Here is a 6171-nt window from a genome sequence, read left to right as displayed (position 1 = left end):
CGTCGTTTTCCTTGAATTGCCCAGTTTGGCGCCCGTTCAACATCTGTCAGGGCCCCGAGGTGCGTCCTATCGCGTCTTACGCTTCGTATAGCGCTGTTGGGGAGAAAGCCTTTTCTTGCCTGCGGAATAAACCCTTAGGCTAAGTTACGAGGCTTCTGAGGAGAGGCAGCCAGTTCCCCACCTTCCAAGAGCTTCTATACACGCCCAGATAATACGCCTGATGTTTGAGCACGGCGTCATTTCAGGCATGGGGGCAAGCCTGCGAAAGAAAAGCCTTGGAGAAATGGCAAAGAAAAACCCGCTTCACCTTACGATGAAGCGGGTTTTTGCAAACCTGATCTGAAAAGGCCGCTCAGGACGGACCGTGTTCCTGAACAGCTTCCAGTTCAGCGCGAACCGATTGCAGTTCACGGCTGATCTGATCGTGCATGTCCACGTCGTTCGGACCGATTTCGGCCCATCGGCTTTCCAGATCCCGCAGACGGCTCTTGGCCTCGTCCACGGACAGCTCACTCATGAGCTGTGCGGAATCGGCCAGAATGGTGCAGTGATCAGCGCCCATATCGGCAAAACCGCCCGTCACGAAGTAACGGTCAACGATCTTGTCACCCTGATAAAGGCCCACAACGCCGCCCCGCAGCTGAAGCATCAGCGGTGCGCGGTCCGGCATGGCTGCAATATCGCCTTCCATGCCCGGGACCACGGCCATGTCGACGTCACGTTCGACAAGGCGCTTTTCCGGGCTGACGATCTCGATGCGAAGCGGCATCGGATCAGGCCTCCTGCTTCATCTTCTCGGCCTTCGCAACGGCCTCGTCGATGTCACCGACCATGTAGAAAGCGCCTTCCGGCAGGTGATCGTACTCGCCAGCCACGACAGCCTTGAAGGAACGGATCGTATCTTCCAGAGACACCAGCTTGCCCGGGGCGCCCGTGAAGACTTCGGCCACGTGGAACGGCTGGGACAGGAAGCGCTGGATGCGACGGGCGCGGCCAACGATCTTCTTGTCGTCTTCGGACAGTTCGTCCATGCCAAGGATCGCAATGATGTCCTGCAGGCCCTTGTAGGTCTGAAGGGTCTGCTGAACCTGGCGCGCAACCTGATAGTGCTCTTCACCAACGATCTTCGGATCGAGCGAACGGGACGTGGAATCCAGCGGATCAACAGCCGGATAGATGCCCATTTCCGCGATCGAACGGTTCAGAACCGTCGTTGCATCAAGATGCGCGAAGGTGGCGGCAGGCGCCGGATCGGTCAGATCGTCGGCAGGGACATACACGGCCTGAACGGACGTGATGGAGCCCTTCTTCGTGGACGTGATACGCTCCTGCAGGGCGCCCATTTCGGTGGCCAGCGTCGGCTGGTAACCCACTGCGGACGGGATACGGCCCAGAAGTGCGGAGACTTCGGAACCGGCCTGCGTGAAGCGGAAGATGTTGTCCACGAAGAAGAGGACGTCCTGGCCTTCTTCGTCACGGAAGTATTCGGCAAGCGACAGGCCCGTCAGGGCGACGCGCGAACGGGCTCCCGGCGGCTCGTTCATCTGGCCATAGACCAGCGCAACCTTGGAACCTTCGGTCGAGCCATCTTCAGCGATCTTGATGACGCCTGCGTCCTGCATTTCGAAATACAGGTCGTTACCTTCACGCGTACGCTCACCGACACCGGCGAAGACGGACACGCCACCATGGGCTTTCGCGATGTTGTTGATGAGTTCCTGAATGATGACCGTCTTGCCGACGCCGGCGCCACCGAACAGGCCGATCTTACCACCCTTGAGGTACGGGCAAAGCAGATCGACGACCTTGATGCCGGTCACGAGGATTTCGGACGCAGCGGCCTGGTCTTCGAAAGCCGGGGCCGGACGGTGGATCGGGAAGCGCAGTTCGCTGCTGATCGGGCCGCGCTCGTCGATGGGCTCACCAACGACGTTCAGGATACGGCCGAGCGTTGCCGGACCAACCGGAACCATGATCTGCGTGCCCGTGTCACGGACTTCAGCGCCACGGACCAGACCGTCGGTCGTGTCCATGGCGATGCAGCGGACCTGGCGCTCGCCGATTTCCTGCGCAACTTCCAGAACCAGCGTGTGATCGCCGTTCTGGACGTGCAGGGCGTTCAGGATGAAGGGAAGATCGCCTTCGAACTGCACGTCCACGACGGGGCCGCGCACCTGGGTGACGCGGCCGACCACGTTGTTGGCAGCTCCGGCAGAAGGGGTAAGGGTTTCAGACATCAAATTCGTCTCCTGCGTGATCTCAAACGGCTTCTGCGCCGGAGATGATTTCGATCAGATCGTTGGTGATGTTGGCCTGACGCGTACGGTTGTACTTCTGCGACAAACGGTCGATGGCCTTGCTGGCGTTACGGCTGGCATTGTCCATCGCGGTCATGCGCGCGCCCTGCTCGCCAGCAGCACTTTCCAGCAGGGCCGAGAAGATCTGGACCTGAAGGTTGCGCGGCAGAAGCTGCGTCAGAAGCGTCGTCTCGTCCGGCTCGAATTCGTACTGGGCCGTGTCGGCATCCGGAGCGGCATTGTCGTTCTCGGGAACCGCGAGCGGAACCAGAGGTGCCTGGACCGGAACCTGCGTCATGGCATTAAGGAAGCGGTTATAGACCAGCGTGCAGCGGTCGATCTCGTCCGCTTCCAGCATGGTGACGATCCGGCTGCCGATATCGAAAGCTTTGTCGAACCCGACATCCTTGCCTTCGGTTCCGGCCAGACGGTCAACGACCATGTCCGGATAGTGACGCACGAGGATATCTGCCCCCTTGCGGCCGACCGGCAGGATGCGGACCGTCTTGCCTTCCGATACCAGCGTATCGACCAGCTGACGGGCACTGCGGACGATATTGGCGTTGAAGCCGCCAGCAAGGCCACGGTCAGAGGTCAGCACCACCACGAGATGGGTCTGGTCCTTGCCCGTTCCCGCGAGAAGGCGCGGCAGGCTTGTCGCGTCCTCACCACGGGTCGCCGTCGCCAGCTCTGCCATCATGCGACGCATGGCGTCGGCATAGGGGCGAGCCGCTTCGGCCTGCATCTGGGCGCGTCGCAGCTTGGAGGCTGCAACCATTTTCATCGCGTTCGTGATCTTGCGCGTCGATTTGACGCCCGTGATCCGTCCACGCAGTTCCTTCAGCGAAGCCATGGGCTATCCTCAGGCCGAAAAGCGCTTGCCGAATGCTTCGAGCAGCTCCTTGAGCTTGCCTTCCGTCTCCGGCTTGATCTGGCGGTCATTGCGAATGGCCGTCAGGATGTCAGAGCCCGCACCGCGCAGCTCGGACAGGAGAGCGGCTTCGTAGGCCACAACCTTGTCCACGGCGATCGGATCAACGTAGCCACGCGTACCGGCGTAAAGAACAACAACCTGCTCTTCGACGGGCAGCGGGGACGTCTCGGGCTGCTTCAGCAGCTCTACCAGACGGGCGCCGCGATCCAGCTGCTTGCGGGTTGCGGCATCCAGGTCGGAAGCAAACTGCGAGAATGCAGCCATTTCACGATACTGTGCCAGCTCCAGCTTGATCTTGCCGGCAACCTGCTTCATCGCCTTGATCTGGGCTGCGGAACCCACGCGAGACACCGAACCACCGACGTTCACGGCCGGGCGGATACCCTTGTAGAACAGATCCGTCTCAAGGAAGATCTGACCGTCGGTGATGGAGATCACGTTGGTCGGGATGTAGGCAGCCGTATCGCCAGCCTGTGTCTCAATGACCGGCAGGGCCGTCAGGGAGCCGCCGCCATTGGCGTCGGACATCTTGGCCGCACGCTCCAGAAGACGGGAGTGCAGGTAGAACACGTCACCCGGGAATGCTTCACGTGCCGGCGGACGACGAAGCAGAAGGGACATCTGACGGTACGCCACAGCCTGCTTGGACAGATCGTCGTAGCAGACAAGAGCGTGCATGCCGTTGTCACGGAAGTACTCACCCATGGCGCAGGCCGTGTACGGTGCGAGATACTGCATCGGAGCCGCATCAGAGGCCGTAGCGGCAACAACGATGGAGTATTCCATCGCGCCATGCTCGGTCAGCGTGCGGACCAGGTTGGCCACCGTGGAACGCTTCTGACCGATGGCGACGTAGATGCAGTACAGGGACTTCTTCGGGTCACCTTCGGCATTGACCGGCTTCTGGGCGACAATGGTGTCGATCAGGATCGCGGTCTTGCCCGTCTGGCGGTCACCGATGATCAACTCACGCTGGCCACGTCCGATGGGAACGAGAGCGTCGATGGCCTTGATGCCCGTCTGCATCGGCTCGCTGACCGACTGGCGCGGCATAATGCCGGGAGCTTTCACTTCGGCGCGGCGGTATTCAACGTCCGTCAGCGGGCCACGGCCGTCGATCGGGTTACCCAGACCGTCAACCACGCGTCCGAGCAGGCCCTTGCCGACTGGAACTTCAACCACGGACTTCGTACGCAGGACGGTGTCGCCCTCGCGGATGCCGTCGCCGTCACCGAACAGAACCACACCGACATTGTCGGCTTCGAGGTTCAGGGCCATGCCCTTGAGGCCGGTTCCTTCGAACTCGACCATTTCACCGGCCATGACGTTGTTCAGGCCGTAGACGCGGGCGATGCCGTCGCCGATGGACAGGACCGTTCCCGTTTCGGAAACGGTCTCGACCTGGTCGAAAGACGCGATCTGCTGCTTGAGGATGTCCGAAATCTCGGCGGGACGGATATCCATCACGCGGCTCCCTTCATGGCGTTCTGCAGGCGGGTCAGGCGCCCGGCGATCGAAGTATCAAAGAGTGTGGAACCGATCCGTACGGTCATGCCACCAAGGAGGGCAGCGTCCGTATGTTCGGTCATGGACACGCGGCTGTAGCCGGCTTCGGCCAGTCGGACCTGAAGCTGGCTGCGCTGCGTGTCATTAAGAGGCTGTGCGGAGCGGACTTCGGCCACGACTTCGCCACGCAGGGCGGAATCAAGCGCCAGAACACCGTCCAGAATGGATGCAAGATCAGGCAGGCGACGGTTTTCGGCGATGACGCCGACGAACCGGCGGAGGACGTCTCCAAAGCCGAGCTTCGACATCAGGACATTCGAAACCGTCTGACCCTGGCGGATGTCCATCCGGGCGTCAGCCAGGAATTTCCGCAGGTCGTCGCTTTCGGAAATGGCGGTACGCAGCGCCTTCACTTCACCCAGAACATCGGGAAGATTCCCCTGCTCCGAAGCAAGATCATAAAGCGCACGGGCGTAGCGCTGGGCCAAGCCCCCTGTCTGTCCAACCTGCGGCACCTGTGTCACCGTCACACGCGTGTTCCGTCTCACTAAATCCGCCGCAGAGTGCGGCCGGAACCGGCTTATCCGGTTCCTTGCATCAAAACTGTCCGGACCGGGCATACACGTCCCTGCGCAGGATTCGTCTGAAACCCGGTCCTCCACTTGGCGCCGCCTCTAGCACGCTGTCCCAGCCCTGCGCAACCAAGAGGATCGCAAATAGGCCTGTCAGACATGAGGATCGTGGCCCGGGTTTGCGTTTTATGCGCCCGAACTGGCATGACGGGCGTTTCACGGCAGCTTTCCGGATAATTTTCGTCCGCCCCGCGGCCTCTCCGCGAAAACCCGCGACACAAAACCCCAACACGAAACAACGGAGATTCGATGTCCATCCAGAAGCGCTTTTTTCTCCTGCTCGGCGCCCTGTCGGTTTCCGCGCTGGACACAGCGGCCCACGCGGCTCCCATCGAAGACAAACCTTCCTTTCCCACCATCTCCTACTGGGACAACTGGACCGATCCGCAGGGCACCACGCATCTGACCAAGTGCAAGATGTCGACCTTCCATGAAGACTCGATCACACCAGGTGGTGACAAAATCATGTTCAGCAGCCCCCATGACGGGCCGGCGAGCGTGACGCTGCGCGTTCAGCCTCCGCACTGGAAAGGGGGATGGAGCGAAAGCCATCAGGTTCAGTGGATCGTGCCGCTTTCGGGGATCTATTTCGTCAAGGCCATGGACGGAACCAGCGTCGAGCTGAATCCGGGCGACATCCTGCTCAGCGAGGACGTGGCGCCGATCGCTCACGGTTCGGACCCCAAGGGTCATCTGTCAGGAAATGTCGGCGACGCAGCCGTAGCGCTTCAGGTTCTCCAGTTCGGAGATGCCGCGCCATCTCATATTCCCTGCCAGTGGCAGTGAAATAGAAGAGCTGGAT

6 protein-coding genes are annotated in these 6171 nt (G+C 60.9%); 1 reads left to right on the top strand and 5 read right to left on the bottom strand.

Annotated features, from left to right (window positions below; genetic code table 11):
• Nucleotides 1-352: 352 nt before the first annotated feature.
• Genes atpC through atpH form a run of 5 tightly spaced genes read right to left on the bottom strand, consistent with a single transcriptional unit; the run spans nucleotide 353 to nucleotide 5267 of the window.
• The gene (atpC, locus tag GAL01_RS10720; protein WP_062028182.1) at nucleotides 353-769 is read right to left on the bottom strand and encodes an ATP synthase F1 subunit epsilon; all 417 of its coding nucleotides are present in this window, start codon (nucleotides 767-769) and stop codon (nucleotides 353-355) included.
• Nucleotides 770-773: 4 nt separating this feature from the next.
• The gene (atpD, locus tag GAL01_RS10715; RefSeq protein WP_062028184.1) at nucleotides 774-2237 is read right to left on the bottom strand and encodes a F0F1 ATP synthase subunit beta; all 1464 of its coding nucleotides are present in this window, start codon (nucleotides 2235-2237) and stop codon (nucleotides 774-776) included.
• Nucleotides 2238-2259: 22 nt separating this feature from the next.
• Entirely contained in the window at nucleotides 2260-3150 is an 891-nt protein-coding gene (locus GAL01_RS10710) for a F0F1 ATP synthase subunit gamma (RefSeq protein WP_062028186.1), read from the bottom strand.
• Nucleotides 3151-3159: 9 nt separating this feature from the next.
• On the bottom strand, nucleotides 3160-4695 hold the full coding sequence (gene atpA / locus GAL01_RS10705) for a F0F1 ATP synthase subunit alpha (protein ID WP_062028188.1): 1536 nt from the start codon (nucleotides 4693-4695) through the stop codon (nucleotides 3160-3162).
• A complete protein-coding gene (atpH, locus tag GAL01_RS10700; protein WP_062028190.1) occupies nucleotides 4695-5267 on the bottom strand; it encodes an ATP synthase F1 subunit delta in 573 nt (190 codons plus the stop codon). Before atpH ends, atpA begins: the two co-directional genes overlap by 1 nt.
• Before the next feature lie 351 nt (nucleotides 5268-5618).
• On the opposite strand from atpH, the gene GAL01_RS10695 reads away from it, so the two are divergent.
• Entirely contained in the window at nucleotides 5619-6155 is a 537-nt protein-coding gene (locus GAL01_RS10695) for a cupin domain-containing protein (protein WP_062028192.1), read from the top strand.
• The last annotated feature ends 16 nt before the right edge of the window (nucleotides 6156-6171 follow it).

The organism is Gluconobacter albidus, assembly GCF_002723915.1.
Classification (GTDB): Bacteria; Pseudomonadota; Alphaproteobacteria; order Acetobacterales; family Acetobacteraceae; genus Gluconobacter; species Gluconobacter albidus.
Note: the sequence above shows the minus strand (reverse complement) of the source record. Positions and strands in the feature narration are given on the sequence as shown.